The organism is Micromonospora cynarisoli (assembly GCF_030518815.1).
In the GTDB taxonomy this organism is placed as follows: domain Bacteria; phylum Actinomycetota; class Actinomycetes; order Mycobacteriales; family Micromonosporaceae; genus Micromonospora; species Micromonospora wenchangensis.
Genome location: NZ_CP130426.1, coordinates 2711328 through 2736758, shown reverse-complemented (window position 1 = coordinate 2736758; position 25431 = coordinate 2711328). Strand labels below are relative to the sequence as shown.

Genomic DNA, 25431 nt, shown 5'->3' with positions numbered 1-25431 from the left:
CGAGACGTATTCCACAGTGGGGGTCGACATGGGGGAGCTACGCGGCACGCACGTGCCGGTGCTGCTTGAGCGGTGTCTCGAGCTGCTCGCCCCCGCGCTGGACCGGGGCGGCCGGACGGTCCACGTCGATGCCACGCTGGGGTTGGCCGGTCACGCCGAGGCGGTGCTGCAACGGCATCCGCACACGGTGCTGATCGGCCTGGACCGGGACACCGAGGCCCTGGCGCACGCCCGGGTCCGGCTGGCCCGGTTCGCCGACCGGATCCACCTGGAGCACGCCGTCTACGACGAGCTGCCCGAGGTGGTGGCCCGGTTGGGCTATCCGGGCGTCGACGGGGTGCTGTTCGACCTGGGCGTCTCGTCGTTGCAACTCGACGCGCCCGACCGCGGGTTCGCCTACGCCCAGGACGCGCCGCTGGACATGCGGATGGACCAGACCCGGGGGGTGACCGCCGAGGAGGTGGTCAACAGCTACTCCCACCCGGAGCTGGCCCGGGTGCTGCGGGTCTACGGCGAGGAGAAGTTCGCCGGCCGGATCGCCTCGGCGATCCTGCGGGAGCGGGAGCGGGGTCGGATCACCTCCTCGGCCCGGCTGGCGGAGCTGGTCAGGGAGAGCATTCCGGCACCAGCGCGACGAACCGGGGGACACCCGGCCAAGAGAACGTTTCAGGCTTTACGGATCGAGGTAAACAGGGAACTGGCGGTGCTGGAGACGGCGCTGCCGGCTGCCCTCGACAAGCTCCACGTGGGCGGTCGCCTGGTGGTCCTGTCCTACCACTCGCTGGAGGACCGGCTCACCAAGCAGGCGCTCGCCGACCGGGTCCGCAGCAAGGGCCCGGTCGACCTTCCGGTGGAACTCCCCGGGTCGGGCCCGACGTTCCGGCTGCTCAGCCGGGGTGCCGAACTCGCCGGGGAGGCCGAGGTCGCCGCCAACCCGCGGGCCGCATCCGTGCGGCTGCGGGCGGCGGAGCGACTCGACCCGGCCACCGGGCAGCACGGCCGGACCGACCGCGAACGGTCCGGCCGACGGGTCAGGGCGATGCACCAACCGGGCGCGGGGTCGACGCGGGGTTCCACAGTGGACCCGGAGGCGACCCCGGAGGACGGCAGGACGGACGAACAGGGGGAGGGGACATGAACGTCAACAAGCGTGACGACCGCGACGCGGTCGTCGGGCAGCGCGCACCGCGGTCGGGGGGCCGGACCACGGCGCAGCGCACGGCCCGTGGCACGACGCCGGCGGACCTCGCCGGTCGAGCGGGGGAGGCGCGCCGGGGGGCGCGCGAGTTCCCCACCCAGGGCAGCGCCGCGTTGCGGCCGGCGGAGCAGCCGGCCACCCGTACCGCCACCGCCACCGGGGCGCCCCGGCTGCGGGTGGCGCCGCCGCCGCCGGTCCGGGTGCCCCGGGCGCCGTTCGCGGCACTGATCGTGGTGCTGGTGGTCGGCGGGGTGCTGGGCATCCTCGCGGTCAACACCAAGATCAATGAGAACGCGTTCAAGCTCCAGCAGCTCCAGCAGCAGCAGGCCCGCCTCGACGTCGACCAGCAGCAGCTGGAGAAGGAGATCGAGGAGGCCAAGGAGCCGGGCAACCTGACCGCCGAGGCCCGCAAGCTGGGCCTGGTCGAGGCGGGCGAACCGGCGTACATCCGGCTGCCGGACGGTCGGCTGATCGGCGTGCCGCAGCCGGCCGACGGGCAGCCGGCGATCACCAGCCAGCAGGGCAACGGGGGGTAACGCCCGTGCCACCGAGATCCGACGATCCGCGCCGGGATCCCACGGGCTCCCGGCGCGGATCGGTTCGTGGCGGGGCCGCCCGGGGCGGCGGGCCACGGACGCCGGAGCCACGCACCCCGGAGCCGCGCAGCGGGGAACCCCCGGCCGGCGGACCCCGCGCCGGTGAGCCCCGGGGACAGGGCCGCGCCGGTGAACCCCGTACCGGACAGCCCCGGGCCGGGGACGTCGGGGGAATCTCCGACGCGCGGGCGTACACCCCCCGGGGCCGGACCATCCGGGAGAGCAGCGAGGACCGGGGCGGGCAGCGGCGAACCCCCCGGGCCGGCCGCTCCGGCGACCCGTTCCGCCCCGCCCTGCAGGTGCTCGACGGCGGCCGGGCCGCCCCCGCTCGGGCCGCCGCCAACCGGGCCGGCCGGCGGGAGGCCGCCCCGACCGGGCGCACCGGCGTCATCCGGACCGTGCCGCCCAGGGCCGCCCCCGACGACGACGAGTTCGCCGAGCCGCCCGCGCCCCGTCGCCGTCCCGGCCGCCGTACCGACACCCCCGGCCGGGGCGCCGCGCGCCGGACCGAGGCGCCCCGGCGCACCGACCGGCCCGCCGGGCGACGGCCGGTGCGCAAGCCGCGCCGCCCGCCGAAGCTCGCCGAGCCGCGTCGCCGGCTGCGGCTGGGCACCATGCTGGTGCTCGCGGCCTTCGCCGTGATCGGCATCCGGCTGGTCGTCCTGCAGGCCGTGGACACCCCGGCGTACGCCGGCGGTGGCGTGGACAACCGGCTGACCCGGGTCGACCTGCCCGCCCCGCGTGGCTCGATCCAGGACCGCACCGGCGCACCGCTGGCCCGCAGCGTCGAGGCGCGGTACGTCTTCGCCGACCCCACCATGGTCAAGGACCGCACGGAGACCGCGAAGCTGCTGTCCCCGCTGCTCGGTGTCCCGGCCTCCGAACTGGCCGAGAAGATGAAGCGGAAGGGCGGCCTCCAGTTCCGGTACCTGGCCCGGGGCGTCGACATCGCCCGGGCCAAGCAGATCGAGGCGCTCGACCTGGCCGGCATCGGCACCCACCGCGACGAACGCCGCGAGGTGCCCGGCGGCGACCTGGCCGCCAACCTGGTCGGCTTCACCAGCCAGGACATGGACGGCCTGGAAGGGCTGGAGGCCCGCTACGACGACGTGCTGCGTGGGCAGGACGGCCGCCGGGTGTACGAGGCCGGCCTCGGCGACCTCAACGCGCCCATCCCCGGCGGCTACAGCCAGACCACCGAACCCAAGCCGGGCAGCTCGCTGGTGCTCACCATCGACCGGGACCTCCAGTTCCAGACGCAGCAGATCCTCAGCCGGCAGATGGCGCAGACCCGGGGCGCGATCGGCGCGGCGGTGGTGCTCGACGCCAAGACCGGCGACGTGCTGGCCCAGGCCAGCAACCCGACCTACAACGCGGCGTCACCGGAGCAGAGCCGCCCCACCGACCGGGAGGACGCGGCCACCAGCTTCGTGGTCGACCCCGGCTCGGTGCACAAGGCGATCACCTACGGCGCGGCCCTGCAGGAGGGGGTCATCACGCCGGACAGCGCCTGGCCGGTCGCGAACACCGTCACCCGGGGCGGGGTGACCTTCCGGGACACCCACCCCGCCGACGGCAAGAAGCTCAGCGTGGCCGGGATGCTGGCCTACTCGTCCAACGTCGGCACCATCGAGATCGGCGACCGGCTCGGCCCCGACCGGCTGATCGACTACCAGAAGCGGTTCGGGCTGGGGCAGCCCACCGGCGAGGGGATGCCCGGCGAGGCGTCCGGCCGGCTGCTCCCGGCTGACCAGTGGAGCGGGTCGTCGTACGGGTCGGTGCCGATCGGGCACAGCGTCGACGCCACCCCGCTGCAGATGGCCGCCGCGTACGCCACCATCGCCAACGGCGGCACCTACGTCCAGCCCCACCTGATCAAGGAGGTGGTCGGGGCGGACGGCAAACGCACCCCGGCCGCCGCCCCGGTGACCCGCTCGGTGCTCAGCCCGCAGAATGCCGCCGCGCTGCGTACCCTGCTGGAGGCCGTGACCACGGTCGACGGCGCGACCGGCCTGGCCGCCGCGGTGCCCGGCTACCGGATCGCCGGCAAGACCGGCACCGGGCTGCGCTACGTCGACGGCAAGCAGCAACCGGGCGAGGTGGGGTCGTTCATCGGGATGGCGCCCGCCGAGGCGCCCCGGTACGTGGTGGCGGTCTTCGTCTGGAACCCCGAGGGCGGTGGCGGCGCGGTCGTCGCCCCGGCGTTCCGCGAGATGATGGGCTTCACGCTGCGGCACTACCGGGTCCCGCCGTCGCGCGGGAAATCCCCCAACTTCGAGGTCTTTCCGCGCTGACCGGGAACGGCGGGACATCATCGGTGAGTGCCGACGAACCATCGGGGCGGCTGTGCGGCCGGAACCGGACGACCGGGTAGGGTCTGACGCCGTGCCCGGCAATCCACGCCCCCGTACCGTGCCCGGAGTCCGGCTCGGCGACCTCGCCGACCGGCTCGCTGTGACGCCGCCGGCCGACGCCGCCGCGCTGGTCGTGACCGGGGTGACCCACGCCAGCCAGGAGGTCCGCCCCGGCGACCTGTACGCCGCGCTGCCCGGCGCCCGCCGGCACGGCGCGGAGTTCGCCGCCGCCGCCGCCTCGGCCGGCGCGGTGGCAGTGCTGACCGACCCGGCCGGCGCCGTGGCGGCCGGCGCGACCGGGCTGCCCGTCCTGGTGACGCCCGACCCCCGGGCGGTGCTGGGCGAGCTGGCCGCCGCCGTCTACGGCGACCCGACCGACGGGCTGACCGTGATCGGGGTGACCGGCACCGCCGGCAAGACCTCGACGGCCTACCTGATCGAGTCCGGCTTGCGTGCCGCAGGCCACGTCACCGGCCTGATCGGCACCGTGGAGACCCGGCTGGGCGACCTGGTGACCGACAGCGTCCGGACCACCCCGGAGGCCACCGACCTGCACGCCCTGCTCGCCGCCGCGCGGGAGCGCGGGGTGACCGCGGTGGTCATGGAGGTGTCCAGCCACGCCCTGGCGATGGGGCGGGTCGGCGGGGTCCGGTTCACCGTCGGCGGCTACACCAACTTCGGCTCCGACCACCTCGACTTCCACGCCGACCCGGCCGACTACTTCGCGGCGAAGGCGAAGCTGTTCGACGGGCGCTGCCGGGTCGAGGTGCTCAACCACGACGACCCGGCCCTGCGCCCGCTGTACCGGCCGGCCACGGTCAGCTACTCGGCGGCCGGCGACCCGACCGCCACCTGGTGGGCCGACCGGGTCGGCGGCGAGGGCTACGCCCAGCGGTTCACCGCGCACGGCCCGGACGACCTGGTCCTGCCCGCCGGGGTGGCGCTGCCCGGCCGGCACAACGTGGCGAACGCGCTGCTCGCGATCGCCTGCCTGGTCGCCGCCGGGGTCGACCCGACGACCGCCGCCGCCGGGGTGGCCGCGTGCGGCGGGGTGCCCGGCCGGCTGGAACTGGTCAGCGGGGACGCCCCGGTGCGCGGCGTGGTCGACTACGCGCACAAGACCGACGCCGTGGTGGCCGCCCTGGCCGCGCTGCGTGACTCGGGCACCGGCCGGCTGATCTGCGTCATCGGCGCGGGGGGCGACCGGGACCGGGGCAAGCGCCCGGCGATGGGTGCCGCCGCCGCCCGGGGCGCCGACGTGGTGCTGGTGACCGACGACAACCCGCGTACCGAGGACCCGGCGACGATCCGGGCCGAGGTGCTGGCCGGGGCGTACGGGGCGGACGCGGCCGCCCGGATCGTCGAGGTGCCGGGCCGGCGGGAGGCGATCGCCGAGGCGGTCCGGCTGGCCGGGCCGGGTGACGTGGTGGCGCTGCTCGGCAAGGGGCACGAACGCGGTCAGGAGATCGCCGGCGAGGTGCACCCGTTCGACGACCGGACCGAGCTGGCGGAGGCGCTGCGCGTCCGCTTCGGCGACCTGGCGGGTCAGCGGTGATCCCGCTGAGCCTGGCCGAGGTGGCCTCGGCGGTGGGCGGCCGGCTGCACGCCGCCGACCCGGACACCCGGGTCACCGGCCCGGTCGAGTTCGACTCCCGCAAGGTCGTCGCCGGTGCGCTGTTCGTCGCGTTCCCCGGCGAGCGGGTCGACGGGCACGACTACGCCGCCGGTGCCGTCGCCGCCGGCGCGGTGGCGGTGCTCGGCACCCGGGAGCTGCCCGGGGTGCCGATGGTGCTGGTGGACGACGCGCTGGCCGCGTTGGGCCGGCTGGCCCGGGCCGTGGTGGACCGGCTGCCGGGGCTCACCGTGATCGGGTTGACCGGGTCGTCGGGCAAGACCACCACCAAGGACCTGATCGCGCAGCTCGCCGGCCGGCTCGGCCCGACGGTGGCCCCGCCCGGATCGTTCAACAACGAGCTGGGCCACCCGTACACGGCGTTGCAGGCCACCGGGCAGACCCGGTACCTGGTGATGGAGAAGGGCGCGCGGGGCGTCGGGCACGTCCGCTACCTCTGCGACGTGGTGCCGCCGCGGATCTCGGTGGTGCTCAACGTCGGGGTGGCGCACCTGGGCGAGTTCGGCTCGGTGGAGAACATCGCCCTGGCCAAGGGGGAGCTGGTGGAGGCGCTGCCGGCCGACGGGCTGGCGGTGCTCAACGCCGACGACCCGCTGGTCGCCGCGATGGCGTCCCGGACCGCCGCCCGGGTGGTCCGCTACGGCGAGTCGGCCGACGCCGACGTGCGCGCGGTGGACGTCACCCTGGACGGGCGGGGCCGGCCGGCATACACCCTGGTCACCCCGGAGGGGACGGCCCCGGTGCGGCTCGGCCTGACCGGCCGGCACCAGGTCTCCAACTCGCTCGCCGCGGCGGCGGTGGCCCGGGAGCTGGGCATGCCGCTGGCCGAGTTGGCGGCGGCCCTGGGCGACCTGGGGTTGGTCTCCACCCGCCGGATGGACGTCTTCACCCGTCCCGACGGGGTGACCGTCATCGACGACTCGTACAACGCCAACCCGGCCTCGACGGCGGTGGCGCTGCGCGCGCTGGCCGGGATGCACCGGGGCGGGCGGACGTTCGCCGCACTGGGCTACATGGCCGAGTTGGGCGCGTACGAGGACGAGGGGCACCGGGAGGTCGGCCGGCTCGCGGCCGAACTCGGTGTCGACCGGCTGCTCGTGGTGGGTGAGCCGGCCGCGCCGATCCATGAGGGCGCGACAGCGGTAAGTGACTGGGGAGGAGAGTCGGTGCTGCTCACCGATCAGGCGGCGGCCGTCGAGGTGCTGCGCAGGGAGCTACGACCGGGCGACGTCGTCCTGGTGAAGGGCTCCCGGTACCGGACCTGGGAGGTCGCCGACGCGCTGCGGGCCGACGCCTCCGGTGACGGGGCCGGCGCGGGGGGTGCCGCGTGAGGGCGGTCATCGTCGCCATCGGCGTGGCGTTCCTGGTGTCGTTGCTGGCGACCCCGCTGGCGATCAGGGTGTTCGCCCGGCTCAAGGCCGGCCAGCCGATCCGATCGAACCTCGGGCTCGCCAGCAACGAGGGCAAGAAGGGCACGCCGACGATGGGCGGCGTGGTGTTCATCCTGGCCACGGTGATCGCGTACGTCGCCGGCCACCTCGCCCTGACCACCCTGCCGGACGCGCAGATCGCCCAGGTCGAGCCGACCATCACCGCCCTGGTGCTGCTGGGGCTGATGGTCTTCTCCGGCGCGGTCGGCTTCATCGACGATTTCCTCAAGGTGCGCAAGCGGCACAGCGGCGGGCTCAACAAGCGCGGCAAGCTGTTCGGGCAGATCCTGGTGGGCGCGGTCTTCGGGGTGGTAGCGCTGTACTTCCCGAGCAGCATGACCGACGCCAGCGGCGCGACGACCAACACCGAGACCGTGGGCAGCACCACGCTGAGCTTCATCCGGGACATCCCGGCGCTGGAGATCGGCAAGGTGGCCTCGGTGATCGTGATCATCATGGTGGTGATGGCGGCGACCAACGGGGTCAACCTCACCGACGGGCTGGACGGGCTGGCCACCGGCGCCTCGGTGATGGTGCTGGCCGCGTACGCGCTGATCGCGTTCTGGCAGTACCGGCACTGGTGCGCCGACCCGACGTACACCGCCAATCCGGACAACTACTGCTACGCCGTCCGGGACCCGCTGGAGATCGCGCTGATCGCCGGGGCGGCGGCCGGGGCCTGCGTGGGCTTCCTGTGGTGGAACACCTCCCCGGCCCGGATCTTCATGGGCGACACCGGTGCGCTGGGCCTCGGCGGGCTGATCGCCGGGATGGCGATGTCCACCCGGACGGTGCTGCTGCTGCCGATCCTCGGCGGCCTCTTCGTGATCATCACGATGTCCGTGGTGATCCAGATCATCTCGTTCCGGACCACCGGCAAGCGGGTGTTCCGGATGTCCCCGCTCCAGCACCACTTCGAGTTGGCCGGCTGGAGTGAGGTCAACATCGTGGTCAGGTTCTGGATCATCGCGGGCATCGGGGTGGCCATCGCGCTGGGCCTGTTCTACAGCGACTTCCTGGCCAGCATGGGCTGACCGGCCGGGCGTGCCGGACGGGGGCTCCTCTCTACCGGAGGGGCCCCCGTTTCGTATTTCGACACGCCGACCGGGGGGAACGGCCGGAACGGGCCGCCCGCAGCGGCGATGATGGGCGGGTGGGGGAGGACCGAGGCACGAGCACCGGGACGACGACGGAGACCCAGCCGCGGCGGGCCGCGGGCACGGGACGTACCGCCGACCCGCCCGGCGGGCTGTCCGGGCTGGGCCCGGCCGGCGGCCTGGCGGCGCTGCGCGGCCTGCTGGCCCGCCCGCTGGCCTCCTACTACCTGCTGCTGTCCAGCGCCGGCCTGCTGCTGCTGATCGGTCTGACCATGGTCTTCTCGGCCACCAGCGTGCGCGACTACGCCGAGGCCGGCGACGCCGCCGCCTCGGTGACCAAGCAGGCCATCTTCGCGGTGATCGGCATCGTCGCGTTCTGGGCCTGCCAGCGGCTGCCGGCCACCACCTTCCGCTCGCTGGGCCGGCCGCTGCTCGGTGCCGCGGTGGTGCTGCTGCTGGTGCTCAACCTGCTGGTCGCCCTGAACGCCCTGTTCGGGCTGGAGTCGCTCGGGCCGCTGCGGGCCAACCTGCTCTGGCTCTATCTCGGGCCGATCCAGTTGCAGCCCGCCGAACTGGCCAAGCTGGCGCTGGTGCTGTGGGGGGCGCACGTGATCGCCCGCAAGGGCGCCGCGCTGGGCTGGTGGCGGGAGTTGGCCACCCCGCTGTTTCCGGTGGTCGGCCTGCTGTTCGTGCTGGTCGGCTACAACGACCTGGGCAGCATGCTCTGCCTGCTGGCCATCGTGGTCGGGCTGCTCTGGGCGGCCGGGGTGCGGCTGCGGGTCTTCGCCGCCCTGTCCGCGGTCGGCCTGGTCGGCATCGGCCTGCTGGTCGCGGTCGCCTCGCTCGGGGCCGGCTCCGGGGCGCGCGGCCAGGAGAACTACCGGCTGGCCCGGCTCACCTCGTTCCTCGACACGCCCGACCCGGCCAAGTGCGTCGAGGACGCCTGCTGGCAGATGGTCCAGGCCCGCAACGCCATCGAGCACGGCGGCTGGTTCGGCGTCGGCCTCGGCAAGAGCAGCGTCAAGTTCGGCTGGCTGCCGGCCGCCCACAACGACTTCATCTTCGCCGTCATCGCCGAGGAACTGGGCGTGGTCGGCTGCACCGTCATCCTGGTGCTGTTCGCCGTGCTGGCCTACACGGGGCTGCGGATCGCCCGCCGGGTCGCCGATCCGTTCCGCCGGCTCGCCGCCACCGCCGTCACCGCCTGGCTGGTCGGCCAGGCCGTGATCAACATCGGTGGGGTGACCAAGCTGCTGCCGCTGACCGGCGTGCCGCTGCCGTTCATCTCCGACGGAGGCAGCGCCCTGGTCGTCACCCTGGCGGCGGTGGGCATGCTCGCCTCCTTCGCCCGGGCCGAGCCCGACGCGGCCCGAGCCCTGCACGCCCGTCCGCCCGCCCGATGGGTCCGACTAGTCTGGGCCCCGTTGCCGCCGCTTCCCGGTGCGCGGAGCCGACCGGCGTCGCCACCGGCTGCCCCGGGGTCCGTACCCCGGGCGCGCGGGCGGCGACCCGACGATCAGGCCGTACCGCGCGGCGTCCGGCAGGACCGGACCCGGGGCGGGCCGGCGAGCGAGAGGAGACGCTGATGGGTCCGCTGCGTTCGGTGGTGCTCTGTGGAGGGGGCACCGGTGGGCACATCTACCCGCTGCTCGCCTTCGCCGACTGCCTGCGCCGACACGACCCGGGCGTCCGGATCACCTGCCTGGGCACCCCCAAGGGCCTGGAGAACGAGCTGATCCCGCCGGCCGGCTACGACCTGCGGCAGATCCCCGCCTACCAGCTGCCCCGCTCGGTCAACATGGGCCTGGTCCGCACCCCGGACCGGATGTGGAAGGCGGCCCGCGCCGCCGGCAAGGTGATCGACGAGGTCGCCGCCGACGTGGTCGTCGGCTTCGGCGGGTACGTCTCCGTCCCCGGCTACCTGGCCGCCTGGCGGCGCGAGATGCCGATCGTCATCCACGAGGTGAACGTCCCGCCGGGGGTGGCCAACCGGCTCGGGATGAAGTTCACCAAGAACATCGCCGTCGGTTTCCCGCACCAGCCGGCCCAGGCCGAGGCGCTGCGCGACGCCCGGGTGGTCGGGGTGCCGCTGCGCCGGGGCATCGCCGGGTTGGACCGCAACGCGATGCGGGCCGCCGCCCGCGCCCACTTCGGACTCCGTCCCGACCTGCCGGTGCTCTTCGTCGCCGGTGGCTCGCAGGGCGCCCGGTCGATCAACCTGGCGGTCTCCGGCGCGGCCAAGGAACTGGCCCGCAACGGCGTGCAGGTGCTGCACGTGATGGGCGCCCGCAACGAGCCGGTGCCGATCCCCACCGACCTGCCGGTGCCGTACGTGGCGCTGCCCTACCTGTCCGAGATGGAGCTGGGCTACGCCGCCGCCGACCTGATGCTGGCCCGGGGCGGGGCGATGACCTGCGCCGAGGTGGCCGCCATCGGGCTGCCCACCATCTACGTGCCGTACCCGCACTCCAACCAGGAGCAGAAGCGCAACGCGCTGCCCGTGGTGGAGGCCGGCGGCGGGCTGCTCGTCGACGACGCCGAGCTGACCCCGGCCTGGCTGGAGCGCACCGTGCTGCCCCTGCTGCGCGACCCGCAGCGGCTGTACGCGATGGGTGCCGCCGCCGCCGCGTACGGGCGACGCGACGGCGACGTGGCCCTGCTCAACTTCGTCTACGAGGCGGTGGCCCGGTGAGCCGGTCCAGCGCGACGGGAAGGTACCTGGCATGAACACCGCGCAGTTCACCCCGGCCGGCACGCTCACCGCGGAGGACCTGGGCCGGATCCACCTGATCGGGGTGGGCGGGGTCGGCATGAGCGGCCTGGCCCGGCTCTTCCTCACCCGGGGCCTGCCGGTCTCCGGCAGCGAGCTGCGCGAGTGGCCGTCGCTGGCAGGGATGCGGGCGCTGGGCGGCACCATCCACATGAGCCACGAGGCGGCCAACCTCGACGGGGTGGACACAGTCGTCTACTCCTCGGCCATCGGGCAGGACCACCTGGAGATGGTGGAGGCACGGCGGCGCGGGCTGCGGGTGCTGCACCGCTCCGAGGCGCTGGCGGCGGCGATGACCGGGCGGCGGACGGTGGCGGTGGCCGGCACCCACGGCAAGACGACCACCACCTCGATGGTGACGATGGTGCTCCAGCAGGCCGGGGTCGACCCGTCCTTCGTCATCGGCGGGGAGATCTCCGAGGTGGGCTCCGGGGCGCACCACGGCACCGGCGAGCACTTCGTGGTCGAGGCGGACGAGAGCGACAGGTCGTTCCTGATCTACCGCCCGTTCGTCTCGATCATCACCAACATCGAGGCCGACCACCTGAACACCTACGGCGACCTGGCGACCCTGGAGGCGACCTTCGCCGAGTTCGCCCGGCTCACCGACCCGGCCGGGTACGTCATCACCTGCGCCGACGACCCGGGCGGGCGGCGGCTGGCCGAGACGTTGCGCGCCGAGGGCCGGCGGGTCTGGACGTACGGCGAGGCGGCCGACGCCGACCTGCGGCTGTCCGAGATGGCCTCGTCCGCCCAGGGGGTGCGGTACCTCGCGGCGCTCGACGGCCGGTCGCTGGGCGAGATCCGGTTGCCGGTGCCGGGGCGGCACATGGGGCTCAACAGCGCCTCGGCGGTGCTCGCCGCCCACCTGCTCGGCCTGCCGGTGGCGGCGGCGGAGGCGGCGCTGGCCGCGTTCCCCGGGGTGCGTCGGCGCTTCGAGCGCAAGGGCGTCGCCGACGGGGTGCTGGTTTACGACGAGTACGCCTACCACCCGACCTCGATGACGCTGGCCCTGCGGACGCTGCGGGAGGTGGCCGGCGACGGCCGGCTGATCGTGGTGTTCCAGCCGTACCGGCTCTACCGCACCCGCGATCTCCAGGCGGAGATCGCCGCCGCCCTGGGCATCGCCGACGAACTGGTGCTGCTGGAGGTCTTCGGCCCCGGTGAGCTGCGCCAGCCGGGCGAGGGGTCGGCGGCGTTGCTGGCGGCGGTGCCGCTGGACCCGGCGCACAAGGTCTTCGTGGACTCGCTCGACGACGCGCCGGTGGAGGTGGCCCGGCGGGCCCGTCCCGGCGACGTGGTGGTGACCATGGGGGCTCCGCCGATCTCGCTGCTGGGCGACCAGCTGCTCGACGCGCTGACCGCCCGGGTGACCGGGCCGGCGGCCGCGTCGGGTCGGGACGGCACGGCCTTCACCACCGGATGAGTCCGGGCCCGGCCCGGGGCCGGGCCGGCCGTGCCGCGGGCGCGGACGGCGGCCCCCGACGTGGCCCGGCGCGGCGCTGGCAGCTCGTGCGGGCCGGCAGCGACGCCGTTCCGCCGTCCACCCGACGGTTCATGGCGCGGGCCCGGCAGCGGCGGATGCGGGCCGCCCTGCCCTGGGCGGTGCTGGCCGGGGTGCTGGTCCTGGCCGCCCTGGTGGCCTGGACGGTGCTCGGCTCGGGCCTGTTCGGGGTGCGCGAGGTCCGGGTGGAGGGGGCCCGGCTGGTCACCCCGGTCGAGGTGCGCGACGCGGCGGCGGTGCCGGACGGGGTGCCGCTGGCCCGGGTGGACCTGGCGGCGACGGCCCGGCGGATCGGCGGGCTTGCCCCGGTGGAGCGGGCCACGGTCCGCCGCGACTGGCCGGACACGCTCGTGGTGACGGTGGTGGAGCGCACCGGGGTGGCGGCGGTGCCGCGCGACGACCGGTTCGTGGTGCTCGACCGCACCGGGGTGGTGTTCCGCGAGCTGCCCCGCGCCCCGCAGGGACTGCCGGTGGTGCGGCTGGCCACGCCGGGGCCGGACGACCCGGGCACCCGCGCGGCGTTGCAGGTGCTGGCCGTCCTCACCCCGCAGTTGCGGGCCGTACTGGTCGAGGTGGGGGTCGAGGGGCTGGCCCGGATCGGGCTGAGGCTGCGCGACGGGCGGACGGTGGTGTGGGGCGACGCGACCCGGGGCGAGGACAAGGCGCGGGTGGCGACGGCGCTGCTCGGTCGGAAGGCCGACACGATCGACGTGAGCGCGCCGGACGTGGTGACCTTCCGGTGAGGTCCGCAGCGAACGTGAGTCGTCACGCTCCCGGCGGCGACACGCCGGTGGGGTCCTTGGCTCTCGGCGTGGGGGCGCTTACGTTGCCCCGAAGAGGACCAGTGGTTGACATAACTGTAAGCCTCTAGTAGAGGGTTAGGGTTCACCTCTGATCCTCGCTGGTGACAGCTCGTCGACCACCGGTCTGGGCCACGCCGTACCGGGGCGGTGCGAGCCAATCTCGAAGGGAAAGGACCGGAGATGACACCTCCGCACAACTACCTGGCGGTCATCAAGGTCGTCGGCATCGGCGGCGGCGGCGTCAACGCCGTCAACCGCATGATCGAGGTTGGGCTCAAGGGCGTCGAGTTCATCGCGATCAACACCGACGCGCAGGCGCTGTTGATGAGTGACGCCGACGTCAAGCTCGACGTCGGCCGGGAACTGACCCGGGGGCTCGGCGCGGGCGCCAACCCCGACGTCGGCAAGAACGCTGCCGAGGACCACCGCGACGAGATCGAGGAGGTGCTCAAGGGCGCCGACATGGTCTTCGTCACCTGCGGCGAGGGCGGCGGCACGGGCACCGGCGGCGCGCCGGTGGTGGCCAACATCGCCCGCAAGCTCGGCGCGCTGACCATCGGCGTGGTGACCCGGCCGTTCTCCTTCGAGGGCAAGCGCCGCCAGGTGCAGGCCGAGGCGGGGATAGACGAGCTGCGCAACCAGTGCGACACGCTGATCGTCATCCCGAACGACCGGCTGCTCGCGCTGGGCGACCGGGGGATCAGCATGATGGACGCCTTCCGCACCGCCGACCAGGTGCTGCTCTCCGGTGTCCAGGGCATCACCGACCTGATCACCACGCCCGGTCTGATCAACCTGGACTTCGCCGACGTCAAGAGCGTGATGAGCGGGGCGGGCAGCGCGCTGATGGGCATCGGCAGCGCCCGGGGCGAGAACCGGGCGGTCGAGGCGGCCGAGGCGGCCATCTCCAGCCCGCTGCTGGAGCAGAGCATGGACGGCGCGCGAGGCGTGCTGCTGTCCATCGCGGGCGGCTCCGACCTGGGCCTGTTCGAGATCAACGACGCCGCGCAGCTGGTCACCGACGCGGCCCACCCGGACGCGAACATCATCTTCGGTGCGGTCATCGACGACGCGCTCGGCGACGAGGTGCGGGTCACCGTGATCGCCGCCGGCTTCGACGGGGGCACGCCCGCGTACAAGGCGTCCGAGTCGCCGCGCAAGAGCAACCAGAACCAGCCGACGCCGCAGGCCCCGGCGGTCACCGCGCCGGCGTCCATGCCGCCGCCGCAGCAGTCGCCGCGCCGGGTGCTCTTCGACGACGTCGACGTGCCCGACTTCCTCAAGAACGGTTCCTGATCCCGCCGATGACGGACAACCACGCGGGCGACCACGCCGCCCCGCCCCCGTCGGGCGGGTTCCCGGCTGGTCGCGCCACCGCGTCGCCGACCGGGCGGGCCGGCCGGTGACCGCTGCGCCCGATCCGGTGGGTGCGGACCGTCGCGCCGCGCTCGCGGCCGGGCTGGCCGCGGTGCGGGCCCGGATCGCCGACGCCTGCGCCGCCGCCGGCCGGGACCCGTCCGGGGTGACGATGATCGCGGTGACCAAGACGTACCCGGCCGGCGACGCGGTAGCGCTGGCCGGGCTCGGGGTCACCGACCTGGGGGAGAACCGGGACCAGGAGGCCGCGCCGAAGGCGGCGGAGGTGGCGGCGGCCGGCGTGGCCGTCCGCTGGCACTTCATCGGTCAGCTGCAACGCAACAAGGCCCGCTCGGTGGTGCGCTACGCCGACGTGGTGCACTCGGTGGACAGTGTCCGGTTGGCCCGCGCGCTGGGCACCGCCGCCGACGCCGGACGGGACCGTCCGTTGCAGACGTTGGTGCAGGTCAGCCTCGACGGGGACCCGGCGCGCGGCGGTGCCCTGCCGGACGCGGCCGACCCCGAGCGGGGGCTCGGCCCGGTGGCCGAGGCGCTGGCCGGCGCGGGGGCGCTGCGGCTGGCCGGGCTGATGGCGGTGGCGCCGCTGGGCTGGGAACCGGAGCGGGCGTTCGCCCGGTTGGCCGAGGTGGCGGCGGCGTTCCGGGTCGGGTATCCGACGGCCACCGTGCTCTCCGCCGGGATGAGCGGCGACCTGGAAGCGGCCATCGGGTACGGCGCGACACATGTCCGCGTCGGCAGCGCGTTGCTCGGAATGCGCTCCACGCTGCGGTAGCCTGACCGCGATAGAAGCAAATTACATCAGTGTTGTTCAGGGGTGGCGCCCCCGGTCGGGGGCCACGACGGGCGAGCCGCGAATCGCACGTCGGGGATTGCCGCTCTGATCCGGTGGGCATGGAGTCCACTCGCGATCATGGCGACACGGCACGGGGGTGCGTGCCGCACGGCGGACGGAAGGGCGCGGGATGGGTGCACTGCGCAAGGCGGGGGTCTGGCTCGGTCTCGTCGAGGAGGACGACGAGCGGGGCTACGACGAGGGCTACGACAAGCCCGGCTACCGCGAGTCGCGGTACCGGTCGAGCCGGTACGCCGAGGAGTTCGCCGACGACGACGAGGACGACGCGGAGGAGCCGCCGGCGCCGCGTCCGCGCCTCGGCGACCGGGGCCGGCTGGCCGAGCGGTCGAGCCGGCTCGCCGAGGCCGACCGGGCCGACGACGAGCGTCCGGAGCGCGCCGAGCGGCCGGAGCGCCCGGAGCGGGCCAGCGTCAGGTCGATCACCCGGTCCGGTGGCACGGACACCTCGGGCGCGCTGAGCTACCACACCCGGGACAATCTCGCGCTGGCGCCGCAGGCGTCGCCCCGGGAGCGGCCGGTGGTGGCCGAGGAGGAGCAGCGCTACCAGATCACCACCCTGCACCCGACCACCTACCGCGAGGCGCGGACCATCGGCGAGCACTTCCGCGACGGCGTCCCGGTGATCATCAACCTCACCGAGATGGACGAGGCCGACGCCCGCCGGCTGGTGGACTTCGCCGCCGGGCTGGCGTTCGGGCTGCGCGGTACGATCGAGCGCGTGACCAACCGGGTGTTCCTGCTCTCACCGGCCAACGTCCAGGTCACCGCGGAGGACAAAGCCAAGATCGCTGAGGGCGGCTTTTTCTCGCTGAGCTAAGTCCACCCGACCGAGGGACGTCGCTGCCGTGTTGTCGATCATGTTCCAGCTGCTTTACCTGATCTTGTATGTCTTCCTTATCGTGCTGTTGGCCCGATTCGTTCTCGGTGCCGTCCTCCAGTACGGTCGGCGGTGGCAACCGGGGCGTGGCGCGTCCGCCGGACTTGAGTCCGTGTGGAGCGTCACTGATCCGCCTCTCAAGGCGTTGAGGCGGGTGATCCCCCCACTGCGAATTGGTACCGTGAGCATCGACCTGGCCTCCCTTGTGCTCCTGGTTATCCTGTTCGTGCTGATGAGGTTTGTGTTAGATCCGCTGATCAGGAACTTCTCCTGACCAGCGCGCGCTTTCGCGGCCGCAACTGACCCGAGGAGTTTCGATGCCGCTGACACCGGCCGACGTGCACAACGTCGCCTTCAAAAAGCCGCCGATCGGCAAGCGGGGGTACGACGAGGAGGAGGTCGACGCCTTCCTGGACGAGGTCGAGCGTGAGCTTGCCCGTCTGATCGAGGAGAACAACGAGCTGCGCGCCCAGGTGGAGCGCGGCGGTCGTGGTGGGGCCCCTGCCGGCCCCGGTGGCGATGCCCGGCTGGCGGCGGAGCTCAACGACGTCAAGGCCCAGCTCGACCGGGTGCAGCGCGACAAGGCCGCCGCCGAGCAGGCCGCCCGCGCCATGCAGGCCGAGCTGGAGCAGGTCCGCGCCACCGGTGGCCCGGCCGTCGGCGGCGACGGCGAGCAGCAGGCGCTGCGGGTGCTGATGATGGCCCAGCGCACCGCCGACGACCACGTCTCCGACGCCCGTCGGGAGGCCGACCAGCTGCTCTCCGAGGCGCGTTCCAAGGCCGAGGAGGTCACCCGCGAGGCGCGGGCCAAGGCCGACGCGCTGGAGCGCGACGCCCGTCAGCGGCACCAGGAGGCCATGGGTGGCCTGGACGCCAAGCGGACCGCGTTGCAGAAGCACATCGAGGAGCTCAAGCAGTTCGAGCGCGAGTACCGCACCCGGCTCAAGGCGTACCTGGAGAGCCAGCTGCGGGACCTCGACGGTCGGGGCCAGGGCCTCGAAGCCGAGATGACCCGCGCCGAGGGCACCCGTGCCGTCGGTGGCAACGGCCTCGCCGCGGCCGGCCTCGCCGGCTCGTACGGCGGCGGTCGCTCCGGCGCCCTCGAAGCAGGTCGCTGATCCACGGTCGGCGGCCGTCCCCCGACGGTCGCCGACCCAGCCACGACCCACGACGCGGCGGGGGTGAGCCGTGCTAGTCGCCAGTCTGCTGCTCATCCTCGTCGCGGTCGTCCTGCTGGCGTTCGGTCTCGTCGACGGCTCCAGCACGTTGTTGACCAGTTCCATCGCGGCCAGTCTGCTGGCCGCCGTCGCGTTGGTGGCCGGTGCCCGCCAGGCAGCCGTCACCCGGGCGAGGGCGGCGGACCGGCCGCAGGGGCGGGGCCCGACGGAGTCCGGCCCGACCACCCCGCCGGCCGCGACCACGCCGTCGGATGAACCGACGACGTACCCCGCGACGACGTTCGGTGCCGGTGACGCCGGGTGGCGGCAACCACCCGGCGTGCCGGTGACCGGCGACCCCGGCGGCGTTTCCACCCGCCCCGACGCCGGTGCCTGGGAGCCCGATGCGGAGCCCCCCTGGGAGCCCGTCGTCGTGTCCTCCGCGCCCGACCAGACGAGCCCCGACCCGGCGGCGGCCGAGCACGCCCCGGACCCGGCCGAGCACGCCCCGGAACCGGCCACCGACCCTCACCGGCCCGACCCGGACGGCCCGCGCCTGGACCCGGCGGACGACCCGGCCTGGGCGGCCGGCGACGATCTCGCGCCGCCGTGGGAGCACTCGGACGACGCGGCGTCGCCGTGGGACCCGCCGGCCCAGCGGGTCCCGCCCGCCGACGCCGCCCGGGTGGCCCAGCTCGACGCCGAGGTGCGGGTGGTCGACGGGCACCCCCGCTACCACCTGCTCTCCTGCGCCCACCTGATCGAACGGGACCACGAGCCGCTGCCGGTGCACGAGGCGGTCTCCCTCGGGTTCACCCCGTGCGGTCTGTGCAACCCGGACACCGCCCTGCTCGCCGACACCTACCCCCGCTGAGGCCGGTGTCGATGCCCACAAACGACACGGTGACCGTCGCGGTGCGGGTCAAGCCCGGCGTGTCCCGGCCCCGGGTCGGCGGCTGCTTCGCCGGCCCGCACGGGCCCGCCCTGGTGATCGCCGTGACCGCACCCGCCGTGGACGGCCGGGCCACCGAGGCGGCCCGCCGGGCGTTGGCCGGGGCGCTCGGGGTCCGCCCGGCGGCGGTGGCGCTGCGCACCGGCGCGGCCAGCCGGGACAAGCTCTTCCTGGTGGACGGGGCGACGCCGGAGGTGACCGCGCTGCTGCGGCGGCTGCGCGACGGATCGGCCGGGTGACGACGCCCCGGGCGGGGCGCCCGTGACGCCGGGACTGGATCTGGCCCTGCTCCTCGGGGCGGCCGTGCTGCTGGTGGCGATCGGCGCGGTGCGGTTCTCCACCCGGCTGGGTGTGCCGAGTCTGCTGGTCTATCTCGCGCTCGGGGTGGCGATCGGCGAGGCGGGGCTGGGCATCCGGTTCGACGACGCCGAGCTGACCCGGGTGCTGGGGTTCTGCGCGCTGATCGTGATCATCGCCGAGGGTGGGCTGACCGCCCGGTGGAGCACCCTGCGTCCGGTGCTCGGGCTGGCCGGCGCGTTGTCCACCGTCGGGGTGCTGGTCAGCATCGTCGTCGTCGGTCTGGTGGTGCATCTGCTGCTCGGGCTGGACTGGCGGTTGGCGCTGCTCTACGGCGCGGTGCTCTCCTCCACCGACGCGGCGGCGGTCTTCGCCACGCTGCGCCGGCTGCGGCTGCCACCCCGGCTGGTGGCCGCCCTGGAGGCCGAGTCGGGCATGAACGACGCCCCGGTGGTGATCCTGGTGGTGCTGCTGTCGCGCACCGGGCCGGTGGAGCACCCGTGGTGGTTCGAGATCTTCCTGGTCGGCTACGAGCTGGGGGTGGGCGCCGCGGTGGGGTTGGCCGCCGGGCTGGCCGGCCGGTTCGCGCTGCGCCGGGCGGCGCTGCCGTCGTCCGGGTTGTACCCGATCGCCGCGGTCGGGTTCACCGTGCTGGCGTACGCGGCGGGTGCGGTGCTGCACGCCTCCGGGTTCCTCGCCGTCTACGTGGCCGGGGTGCTGCTCGGCAACGCCCGGCTGCCGCACCGGCAGGCCATCCTGGGGTTCGCCGACGGGCTGGCCTGGCTGGCCCAGATCGGGCTGTTCGTGCTGCTGGGGCTGTTGGCCACGCCGGAGCGGCTGCACACCGCGCTGGTCCCGGCGGTGGTCACCGGGCTGGCCCTGCTGCTGCTGGCCCGGCCGCTGTCGGTGCTGGTGTCGGCGTTGCCGTTCCGGGTGGGCCTGCGCGAGCAGCTCTTCCTGTCCTGGGCGGGGCTGCGCGGCGCCGTGCCGATCGTGCTGGCCACCATCCCGTTGTCGGCCCGGGTGCCCGGGGCGGACCGGCTGTTCGACGCGGTCTTCGTCCTGGTGGTGATCTTCACGGTGCTCCAGGCGGGCACGCTCGCGCCGGCCGCCCGCCGGTTGCGGGTGACCGCCCCGGCCGAGCCGGCCGAGATCCGGGTGGAGACCGCCCCGCTGGAGCGGATGCGGGCGGACCTGCTCCAGTTGGAGGTGCCGGCGGGCTCCCGGCTGGCCGGGGTGCACGTGGACGAGCTGCGGTTGCCGGTGGGCGCGTCGGTGACCCTGGTGCTGCGCGACGGGGTGGGGTTCGTGCCGGGCGCGGACACCCGGCTCAAGACCGGGGACAGCATGTTGATCGTGGCGACCGCCGGGGTGCGGGACGAGGCGGAGCGGCGGCTGCGGGCGATCAGCCGACGGGGTCGCCTGGCGAGGTGGTTCGGCGAGTACGGCGAGGATCGGGAAGGCTGATCTGCTAGTCTTCGTTTTGCCCCAATTAGCGGTTATTAGGGGCTGAATAGCGGTACGACAGTGCGGCACGTTGTCGGACGCCTGTACGTTCCGTATTCTTGCCAACCTCCGGAGTGCGCGGCCACCGTTGCCGTGCGCCCGTTTTGTTACCCGGGGACGCCACGTCGGCGGACCCTGTCCGGGCACCGCCGAGCGCCGCGTCCCGCGGCTGAGGGAGCTGACGATGGCGAAGCCAGCCGACACCAGGACCGCCGGTCGCAAACCGACGGCGAAGGCCACCCGCAGCACGGCGGAGACCGAGAAGATCCGGGCTGCCCTGGCGGCCCGACGGGACGAGCTGCGCGCCGAGTACGATCAGACGCTGAGCGAGATCACCGAGCTGCAGCGCGACCGGCTGACCGACTCGGCCGGGGACGACCAGGCCGACACCGGCACCAAGACGTTCGAGCGCGAGCAGGAGATCTCCCTCGCCAACAGCATCCGGGAACGGATCACCCAGGTCGAGCGTGCCCTGGAGCGGCTCGACGAGGGCGGCTACGGATGGTGCGAGCGGTGCGGGAACCCGATCCCGGTGGAGCGGCTCGCCGCCTTCCCGTCGGCGACCCTCTGCGTGACCTGCAAGCAGCTGGAGGAACGGCGCTGACGTCCGCTCCCCGGTGACCTCGCGAGACGGCGGACCTGCGTCGTCGGGACAGTCGATGGGGAGTCGATGACCACAGCACCGACCGCCGGACCCGGCACCACCGAGCCGGCCGGCCGTACGCCCCGCCGCAGGGCGGTCGTGCTCCTCGTCGGCATCGCGCTGTTCGCGCTGCTGACGGATCTGCTCACCAAGCACCTCGCCCTGCAACTGCTCGACGACCGCCCGCCGGTCCGCCTGCTCGGCGGGGCGGTCTACCTCACCCTGACCCGCAACAGCGGCGCGGCGTGGAGCATCGGCGCCGACCACACCTGGGTGTTCCCGCTGATCACCATCGGGGTGGTCGGCTGGATCACCTGGATGGCGCTGCGGCTGCGCTCGCTGCCCTGGGCGGTCTCGCTGGGGCTGGTGCTGGGCGGGGCGCTGGGCAACCTCACCGACCGGATCTTCCGCGCGCCAGGCCACTTCGTCGGGCACGTGGTGGACATGGTCAGCCTCTTCGACCCGTACGGCCAGGTCTGGCCGGTGTTCAACCTGGCCGACAGCTGCCTGGTCTCCGGGGTGCTGCTGGCCGTGCTGCTGGAGCTGACCGGCAGGCAGCGCGACGGGCGGCGGATCGGGGCCAAGGGCGACGACGCCGCCCCGGCGACGACCGGGCCGCCCGCCGGGCCGGTGCCCGCCGAGACCGCGCCGACCGACGCCGAACCCCGGGAGCGGGCATGACCTCCACCGCCACCGGTGGCGACCACCGGTCCCTGCCCGTCCCGGACGGCCTCGACGGCATGCGGCTCGACCAGGCGGTGTCCCGACTGTTCGGGCTCTCCCGCACCGCCGCCGCCGCGCTCGTCGACGCCGGGGACGCGCTGGTCGACGGCGCGGCCCGGCAGAACTCGCACAAGGTACGGGCCGGCTCCTGGCTGGAGGTGACGCTGCCCGCCCCGGTCGCGCCGCCGACCGTGGTCCCGCAGGCGGTCCCCGGGCTGACCGTGGTCTACGCCGACGACGACATCGTCGTGGTGGACAAGCCGGTCGGGGTGGCCGCCCACCCCAGCCCCGGCTGGACCGGCCCGACCGTCATCGGCGGCCTGGCCGCGATCGGACACCGCATCTCCACCAGCGGGGCCGCCGAGCGGCAGGGCGTGGTGCACCGCCTGGACGTGGGCACCACCGGGATCATGGCGGTGGCCAAGAGCGAGCAGGCGTACACCGCGCTCAAGCGGGCGTTCAAGTACCGCGAGGTGGAGAAGCGCTACCACGCGGTGGTCCAGGGGCACCCCGACCCGTCGCGCGGCACCATCGACGCCCCGATCGACAGGCACCCGCACCACGACTACCGCTGGGCGGTGGTCTCCGACGGCAAGCCGAGCATCACCCACTACGACACGATCGAGGCGTTCCCGGCGGCCAGCCTGCTCGACGTCCGGCTGGAGACGGGGCGTACCCACCAGATCCGGGTGCACTTCTCGACCCTGCGGCACCCCTGCGTCGGCGACCTCACCTACGGTGCCGACCCGACCCTGTCGGCCCGGCTCGAACTGCGCCGGCAGTGGCTGCACGCCAGGTCGTTGACCTTCGCCCACCCGCGCACCGGCGACGACGTGACCTTCGTCAGCGAGTACCCGGACGACCTGGCCCGCGCGCTGACGATCCTGCGCGACTGACCGTGCGGCACGATCCGTCGGGTGGCCCCGGGCCGGACGGCGGCGACGCGCCGGCGACCGGCGAACCGGCCGCCGTGGCGTCCCGGCCGGCCCGGTGGCTGGTCACCGCAGCGGTGTTCGCCGTCGGCGCGGTGCTGCTCGCCGCCGGTTGGTCGGCCCGCCGGCCGGCACCCGTCGGTGACCGTACGGTCGGGCAGGTGACCCGGGTCGGGGTGCTGCCCGGGGACTCGCTGCCCGGCTACGCCACCGCCAGCCGGGCCGAACTCGCCGCGCTGGCCGCCGGGGCGTACGCGCTGGTGAGCTTCGACAGGTACGTCCCGCCGGACCGGCTGCCGGCGCTGCTGGCCGGCGTCGAGGTCACGGCGGTGGTGGTCCGGGTGCCGCTGCCCGACCGGCAGACCGAGGTGGTCCGGCTGCCGGCGCAGCGGCTGCCGCAGGACGTCACCGCCGGCATGGCCGGCCTCGCCGACCGCAAGGACCGGGAGGCCGCCGACCAGCGCGCCCGGGCCGCCGCCAGCACCGACCCGCCGACCCGCCGGGGGTACGAGACCGGGGCGCAGGTCGCCGCGCGGGAGGCGGCCGGCTACCGGTCGGCGTGCGCCTGCGTCTACGCGGCGGTGGTCCGGGCCGAGCCGCCCGCCCTGCGCGCCACGGCCGGACGGGACGGGGTCCGGGCGGTCGACCCGGCTCCGGAGGTGACCCGGCTGGACCGGACGGTGTTCCTGCCGCCGCTGCCGGAGCAGCGGGACGTGGCCCGGCCCCCCGCCGACACCGCCCAACCACCCGCCTGACCGGCTCCCGCCGGCCCGGTGGGGACGGCGACCGGACCCGCCCGGGACGTCCCGCCGGGGCGGGTGGACGTCCCGTTGATCGGTCCGGACGTCCGGTGGCGGGTCCCGGCGGCGGGCGCGGCGATGGGCGATTCGTCGGAAGGAGCACCCGGTGTGATCGCCCCGGCACGGTCGCCGACCGGGGTGGGGCCGGGCCGGCCGGTGCCGACCCCCGCTCCCACCTCCCCGGACTCCCGTCGCGGTGAGTCGCCCGTCCGATCGCGGTAAGTATTGTCCCCGGGAGATGTGTGCAGACCGGTGTGGTCCGAATAGGGTTTCGTTCGTAGCCTGTCAGGCGGAGATCGACGGCGCGGGAGGGCGAGCCTTGGACGGCACCGAGACCGGCTGGGGCCGGTCGGCCGAACCGGCACCGCGATGGCGGACGCTCTTCGAGCGCGCCCGCCTCGGTGGGCGCGCCGCCGAACCGGCGGAGCCGGACCGCCGTGGCGAGGACGCGTCCCGGGAGCCGCTGCCCGGCCGGGTGCCAGGTGGTGGCTGGTCCGGCCGGGGGTCGGCCGCCGTGCCGCCACCGCCCGAGCCGGGCTACGGCCCCGATCCCGGTTACGGCCCCGATCCGGGCTACCGCGTCGGGGCCAGCTACCGGGTGGACCCGGGCCACCGGGCCGATCCGGGCTATCCCGTCGACCAGGGTTACCGGGCCGGCCAGGGCTATCCGGCCGATCCCGGCCACCGCGCCCCCGGCGGCTACCCGGCCGACCCCGGATACCTGCCGGAGCCGGCCCGGCCGCCGGAACCGCCTGTCGTCCCGTCCCGCTACGCGCTGCTCGACAACGGCTACCGTTCCGAGCCGCCACCCCCCGAGTCCCGGTACGCGCTGCTGGACAACGGCTACCGCACGCCCGGCTACGCGCCTCCAGAGCCGACGTACCAGCCGCCGCAACCCGCCTATCCCGAGCCGGCGGCGTATCCCGAGCCCGGCTACCAGGCGACGCCGACGTACCAGCCGGAGCCGGTCTACCAACCCGAGCCGACGTACCAGCCCGAGCCGACCTACCAGCCCGAGCCGGCGGGGTACCCGCCGGCGGTGACCGCCGACCGGGGCTACCCGGCCCGGATCGAGCCGGCCCGTATCGAGTGGCGTCAGCAGGGCCCCCAGGACGAGCAGGAGCGGGCCGCCGGCATCCTCCGCCGCGACCTCGGCACCCCCCGGGTGCTCGCGTTCGCCAACCCCAAGGGCGGGGTGCACAAGACCACCGCCACGGTGCTCGCCGCCGCCACCGTCGGCAGCGTCCGGGGCCGGGGCGTGCTCGCCTGGGACGACAACGAGCTGCGCGGCACCCTCGGCCTGCGCGCCGGCAGCGCCCGGCACGCCCGGACGATCCGGCACCTGATCAGCGACCTGGCGCACATCGAGATCCGGGACGGCGCGGAGCTGCTGGAGTCCCTCGACGACTACCTGCGGCACGCCTCCGACGGCTCGTACGACGTGCTGGCCGGGGAGGAGAGCCCCCGGTTCGCCCAGCGGCTCGACCAGTTCACCGTCAAGCGGGTGCTGGAGCTGCTGCGCCGTACCCACGACGTGGTCTGCGTGGACACCGGCAACAACGTGGAGAGCCCCAACTGGCGGACCGTCATGCACGCCGCCGACCAGCTCGTGGTGACCACCGTTCCCCGCGAGGACGCCGCGTTCAGCGCCGACTGGATGCTCGACCTGCTGCACGAGGAGGGCATGGGCGAGCTGGCCGACAACGCGGTCACCCTGATCTCCTGCCCCACCCCCGGCCGGTCGACGCTCCAGGACGACCTGGAGCGGCACTTCGCCACCCGCACGCGGGCCGTCGCCGTCGTGCCGTACGACCCGGTGCTGGAGACCGGCTCGTCGATCGAGTACCACCAGCTCCAGGCGGAGACCCGGGCCGCGTGGCTGCGGGCCGCCTCGGTGATGCTGGAACCGTTCGCCCGGTGAGGGGTGGT

23 protein-coding genes are annotated in these 25431 nt (G+C 74.5%); all 23 read left to right on the top strand.

The window, feature by feature from the left end; genetic code table 11:
- The first annotated feature begins 28 nt into the window (after window positions 1-28).
- The 23 genes from rsmH to Q2K16_RS11095 all read left to right on the top strand — a co-directional run bounded on the left by rsmH (window position 29) and on the right by Q2K16_RS11095 (window position 25423).
- A complete protein-coding gene (rsmH, locus tag Q2K16_RS11205) occupies window positions 29-1138 on the top strand; it encodes a 16S rRNA (cytosine(1402)-N(4))-methyltransferase RsmH (RefSeq protein WP_302745208.1) in 1110 nt (369 codons plus the stop codon).
- On the top strand, window positions 1135-1734 hold the full coding sequence (ftsL, locus tag Q2K16_RS11200; RefSeq protein ID WP_302745207.1) for a cell division protein FtsL: 600 nt from the start codon (window positions 1135-1137) through the stop codon (window positions 1732-1734). The genes rsmH and ftsL overlap by 4 nt, the downstream gene beginning before the upstream one ends.
- A gap of 359 nt (window positions 1735-2093) precedes the next feature.
- Window positions 2094-4088, top strand: coding sequence for a peptidoglycan D,D-transpeptidase FtsI family protein (locus Q2K16_RS11195; protein ID WP_489671912.1), 1995 nt, complete (start codon window positions 2094-2096; stop codon window positions 4086-4088).
- Window positions 4089-4140: 52 nt separating this feature from the next.
- Window positions 4141-5703 (top strand): UDP-N-acetylmuramoyl-L-alanyl-D-glutamate--2,6-diaminopimelate ligase, encoded by a 1563-nt coding sequence (locus Q2K16_RS11190; RefSeq protein ID WP_302745206.1) that lies wholly within the window; start codon window positions 4141-4143, stop codon window positions 5701-5703.
- Window positions 5700-7112, top strand: coding sequence for a UDP-N-acetylmuramoyl-tripeptide--D-alanyl-D-alanine ligase (locus tag Q2K16_RS11185; RefSeq protein WP_302745205.1), 1413 nt, complete (start codon window positions 5700-5702; stop codon window positions 7110-7112). The genes Q2K16_RS11190 and Q2K16_RS11185 overlap by 4 nt, the downstream gene beginning before the upstream one ends.
- Entirely contained in the window at window positions 7109-8245 is a 1137-nt protein-coding gene (gene mraY, locus Q2K16_RS11180; RefSeq protein ID WP_282266939.1) for a phospho-N-acetylmuramoyl-pentapeptide-transferase, read from the top strand. The genes Q2K16_RS11185 and mraY overlap by 4 nt, the downstream gene beginning before the upstream one ends.
- A 242-nt stretch (window positions 8246-8487) precedes the next feature.
- Window positions 8488-9894, top strand: a complete 1407-nt coding sequence (locus Q2K16_RS11175; RefSeq protein WP_302746438.1) for an FtsW/RodA/SpoVE family cell cycle protein — start codon at window positions 8488-8490, stop codon at window positions 9892-9894.
- Window positions 9894-11000 (top strand): undecaprenyldiphospho-muramoylpentapeptide beta-N-acetylglucosaminyltransferase, encoded by a 1107-nt coding sequence (gene murG / locus Q2K16_RS11170; RefSeq protein WP_194823572.1) that lies wholly within the window; start codon window positions 9894-9896, stop codon window positions 10998-11000. The genes Q2K16_RS11175 and murG overlap by 1 nt, the downstream gene beginning before the upstream one ends.
- Before the next feature lie 31 nt (window positions 11001-11031).
- The gene (murC, locus tag Q2K16_RS11165) at window positions 11032-12504 is read left to right on the top strand and encodes a UDP-N-acetylmuramate--L-alanine ligase (protein ID WP_302745204.1); all 1473 of its coding nucleotides are present in this window, start codon (window positions 11032-11034) and stop codon (window positions 12502-12504) included.
- Entirely contained in the window at window positions 12501-13325 is an 825-nt protein-coding gene (locus tag Q2K16_RS11160; protein WP_302745203.1) for a cell division protein FtsQ/DivIB, read from the top strand. The genes murC and Q2K16_RS11160 overlap by 4 nt, the downstream gene beginning before the upstream one ends.
- 240 nt (window positions 13326-13565) lie before the next feature.
- Entirely contained in the window at window positions 13566-14681 is a 1116-nt protein-coding gene (gene ftsZ / locus Q2K16_RS11155) for a cell division protein FtsZ (RefSeq protein WP_145920978.1), read from the top strand.
- Between the two features lie 106 nt (window positions 14682-14787).
- A complete protein-coding gene (locus Q2K16_RS11150) occupies window positions 14788-15534 on the top strand; it encodes a YggS family pyridoxal phosphate-dependent enzyme (protein WP_302745202.1) in 747 nt (248 codons plus the stop codon).
- A 190-nt stretch (window positions 15535-15724) separates the two neighbouring features.
- Window positions 15725-16432, top strand: a complete 708-nt coding sequence (locus Q2K16_RS11145) for a cell division protein SepF (protein ID WP_302745201.1) — start codon at window positions 15725-15727, stop codon at window positions 16430-16432.
- A gap of 28 nt (window positions 16433-16460) precedes the next feature.
- On the top strand, window positions 16461-16766 hold the full coding sequence (locus Q2K16_RS11140) for a YggT family protein (RefSeq protein WP_088643046.1): 306 nt from the start codon (window positions 16461-16463) through the stop codon (window positions 16764-16766).
- Window positions 16767-16809: 43 nt separating this feature from the next.
- The gene (locus Q2K16_RS11135) at window positions 16810-17610 is read left to right on the top strand and encodes a DivIVA domain-containing protein (protein ID WP_302745200.1); all 801 of its coding nucleotides are present in this window, start codon (window positions 16810-16812) and stop codon (window positions 17608-17610) included.
- Between the two features lie 70 nt (window positions 17611-17680).
- The gene (locus Q2K16_RS33210) at window positions 17681-18523 is read left to right on the top strand and encodes a hypothetical protein (protein WP_302746712.1); all 843 of its coding nucleotides are present in this window, start codon (window positions 17681-17683) and stop codon (window positions 18521-18523) included.
- Between the two features lie 11 nt (window positions 18524-18534).
- Window positions 18535-18840, top strand: coding sequence for a DUF167 domain-containing protein (locus tag Q2K16_RS11125; protein WP_302746437.1), 306 nt, complete (start codon window positions 18535-18537; stop codon window positions 18838-18840).
- A gap of 22 nt (window positions 18841-18862) precedes the next feature.
- Window positions 18863-20365 carry a potassium/proton antiporter gene (locus tag Q2K16_RS11120; RefSeq protein WP_302745199.1) on the top strand — a complete coding sequence of 501 codons (1503 nt, stop codon included), beginning with the start codon at window positions 18863-18865 and terminating at the stop codon, window positions 20363-20365.
- A gap of 223 nt (window positions 20366-20588) precedes the next feature.
- Entirely contained in the window at window positions 20589-21008 is a 420-nt protein-coding gene (locus tag Q2K16_RS11115) for a TraR/DksA family transcriptional regulator (RefSeq protein WP_088643050.1), read from the top strand.
- Window positions 21009-21074: 66 nt separating this feature from the next.
- Window positions 21075-21728, top strand: a complete 654-nt coding sequence (gene lspA / locus Q2K16_RS11110) for a signal peptidase II (protein WP_302745198.1) — start codon at window positions 21075-21077, stop codon at window positions 21726-21728.
- Window positions 21725-22666 carry an RluA family pseudouridine synthase gene (locus Q2K16_RS11105; protein ID WP_145920972.1) on the top strand — a complete coding sequence of 314 codons (942 nt, stop codon included), beginning with the start codon at window positions 21725-21727 and terminating at the stop codon, window positions 22664-22666. Before lspA ends, Q2K16_RS11105 begins: the two co-directional genes overlap by 4 nt.
- 2 nt (window positions 22667-22668) lie before the next feature.
- Window positions 22669-23457 (top strand): hypothetical protein, encoded by a 789-nt coding sequence (locus Q2K16_RS11100; RefSeq protein ID WP_302745197.1) that lies wholly within the window; start codon window positions 22669-22671, stop codon window positions 23455-23457.
- 364 nt (window positions 23458-23821) lie between these two features.
- The gene (locus Q2K16_RS11095) at window positions 23822-25423 is read left to right on the top strand and encodes a MinD/ParA family ATP-binding protein (RefSeq protein WP_302745196.1); all 1602 of its coding nucleotides are present in this window, start codon (window positions 23822-23824) and stop codon (window positions 25421-25423) included.
- Window positions 25424-25431: the final 8 nt, after the last annotated feature.

Coding starts and splice junctions, on each gene's coding strand:
- Q2K16_RS11145 (WP_302745201.1), top strand. CDS start 15,725: ATGGGTGCACTGCGCAAGGCGGGGGTCTGGCTCGGTCTCGTCGAGGAG.
- Q2K16_RS11135 (WP_302745200.1), top strand. CDS start 16,810: ATGCCGCTGACACCGGCCGACGTGCACAACGTCGCCTTCAAAAAGCCG.
- ftsZ (WP_145920978.1), top strand. CDS start 13,566: ATGACACCTCCGCACAACTACCTGGCGGTCATCAAGGTCGTCGGCATC.
- lspA (WP_302745198.1), top strand. CDS start 21,075: ATGACCACAGCACCGACCGCCGGACCCGGCACCACCGAGCCGGCCGGC.
- murG (WP_194823572.1), top strand. CDS start 9,894: ATGGGTCCGCTGCGTTCGGTGGTGCTCTGTGGAGGGGGCACCGGTGGG.
- murC (WP_302745204.1), top strand. CDS start 11,032: ATGAACACCGCGCAGTTCACCCCGGCCGGCACGCTCACCGCGGAGGAC.
- rsmH (WP_302745208.1), top strand. CDS start 29: ATGGGGGAGCTACGCGGCACGCACGTGCCGGTGCTGCTTGAGCGGTGT.
- Q2K16_RS11160 (WP_302745203.1), top strand. CDS start 12,501: ATGAGTCCGGGCCCGGCCCGGGGCCGGGCCGGCCGTGCCGCGGGCGCG.
- ftsL (WP_302745207.1), top strand. CDS start 1,135: ATGAACGTCAACAAGCGTGACGACCGCGACGCGGTCGTCGGGCAGCGC.
- Q2K16_RS11115 (WP_088643050.1), top strand. CDS start 20,589: ATGGCGAAGCCAGCCGACACCAGGACCGCCGGTCGCAAACCGACGGCG.
- Q2K16_RS11105 (WP_145920972.1), top strand. CDS start 21,725: ATGACCTCCACCGCCACCGGTGGCGACCACCGGTCCCTGCCCGTCCCG.
- Q2K16_RS11125 (WP_302746437.1), top strand. CDS start 18,535: ATGCCCACAAACGACACGGTGACCGTCGCGGTGCGGGTCAAGCCCGGC.